This is a genomic window from Streptomyces sp. NPDC005899 (assembly GCF_040629645.1).
GTDB lineage: Bacteria > Actinomycetota > Actinomycetes > Streptomycetales > Streptomycetaceae > Streptomyces.
This window is the reverse complement of sequence record NZ_JBEXWB010000638.1, coordinates 1-1,815: the sequence shown is the minus strand read 5'-3', so window position 1 is coordinate 1,815 and position 1,815 is coordinate 1. Positions and strand designations below refer to the sequence as shown.

The 1,815-nt window shown below is 75.2% G+C and carries 2 protein-coding genes; both read left to right on the top strand.

Features of this window, described 5'->3' with window-relative positions:
- Positions 1-700, top strand: a 700-nt coding sequence (locus tag ABZ371_RS32285; protein ID WP_358686436.1) for a helix-turn-helix domain-containing protein, incomplete at its 5' end; no start/stop codon positions are given.
- A 109-nt stretch (positions 701-809) separates the two neighbouring features.
- Positions 810-1,815: diaminopimelate decarboxylase (locus ABZ371_RS32280; RefSeq protein ID WP_358686433.1), on the top strand; the 1,006-nt coding region annotated here is incomplete at its 3' end.

Genomic DNA, 1,815 nt, shown 5'->3' with positions numbered 1-1,815 from the left:
CCCGGCGCCACCCGTCGGGCCTCCGCCGCCGACCGGAGGCCCGCCGCATCCCGCCCGGCGCACGCTGGACGTACTGGCGTTGCAGGCCGCTGCGTACCGCTCCGGCGCTCAGGTGCTGCGCGAGGCGGAGCGGCTGCTCGTGCTGTCGCCCGTGGGCGGGAGCGACCCGGACCGCGAGGCCCTCGGCCTCGCACGGGAACTGGCCGGCCTGGCCTCCTCCCTGCCCGGCGGGGTGCCCGTACGGGCCGGGGCCGGGCGCGTTGTCCCGTCCGCCGCCCGGGCGGCCGTCTCCCGGGAGGAGGCGGCGCTGGTGGTGCGGGTGCTGCGCGAGTGGGAGAGGCGCGGCAGGACGGACGGAAGGGGCGCGGCGATACGCCACGCGGGGCCGGCGCAGGCCGGACCGGCGCTCGACGTCCTGCGCGTACTGGATGCGGTGGGCCCACTGTGGGAGGCGGGTACGGGCCCCGTGCACGACCTCGTACGCACCGATCTCGCGGCAGGTGGCGCGCTGGTCCGGTCGCTGGCCGCGTACCTCGACGCCTCGGGCGACGTGGTCCGCGCGGCACGGCGGCTCGTCGTCCATCCCAACACGCTGCGCTACCGCGTGCGACGCGCCCAGGAGCGCTTCGGTGTCGACCTGGGCGACCCGGACACCCGGCTGCTCCTGGCGCTCGCGGTGCGCCTGACGGGTGACAAGTGACGGGCCGGCGGCACGTCCGCCGCGGGGTTGTCCGTCCGGCCGTGGTCTGCCGCCAGTCTTGTCCTTCGCGACAAAGACCCGGGGGGCTTCCATCACCGACTCTCGCCGTATGGCATCGACGACTTCCGGGGCCGCCACGACGGGCTCCTCGCACACCGGGCACGCCGAGCACACCGGCCGGTTCGACGGGGCGGTCCGCCGGGCGGTGGCGGACGGCCTGCTCGGCGAACAGCAGCCCGTAGCCGGCTTCCTCGACGTGCAGGGGGTGAGGGACTCCGTCACCGCCCTGCTGGACGCCTTCGCCGCGGTGCCGGGCGGGCCCGTCCTCCACACCTTCGCGGCGAAGGCCGCGTCCCTCGTCCCGGTCCTGCGGCTGCTCGCCGACTGCGGCATGGGCTGCGAGGTGGCGAGCCCCGGCGAGCTGCGCCTGGCCGTCGAAGCGGGGTTCGCGCCGGAACGCATCGTCCTGGACTCGCCGGCCAAGACCCGGGAGGAGTTGCGGCTGGCGCTCGCGCTCGGGGTGGCGGTGAACGCCGACAGCCTCGGTGAGCTGCGCCGTATCGAGGAACTGCGCTCGCCGGGCTCGGCGTCCGTGCTCGGACTGCGGGTCAACCCGCAGGTCGGAGGGGGCTCCATCGGGGCGATGAGCACCGCGACGGCCACGTCGAAGTTCGGTGTGGCCCTCCGGGACCCGGGCGCCCGCGAAGAGGTGGTGAGGGCCTTCGCCGAGCGCGCGTGGCTGACCAGGCTGCACGCTCACGTCGGATCCCAGGGATGCCCGCTGGAACTCATCGCGGAAGGCATCGCCGAGACGTACAGGCTGGCCGAGGAGGTGAACGAGGCGGTGGGGGCCCGCCGGATCACGGGGATCGACATCGGTGGCGGACTGCCGGTCAACTTCGCCGGCGACGAGGTCCGCCCCGCCTTCACGGACTACGTGGCCGCGCTGCGGGCCGCGGCTCCGGGCCTCTTCGACGGCCGCTACGACCTGGTCACCGAGTTCGGCAGGTCGCTGCTGGCGGAGACCCGGATGCACGATCCGGTAGGCGACGGCGAAGGCGTCCTCGTCACCCTGCTGGGCACGCTCGACGGCAGCGGTGAGCTCGGCGTCGTAC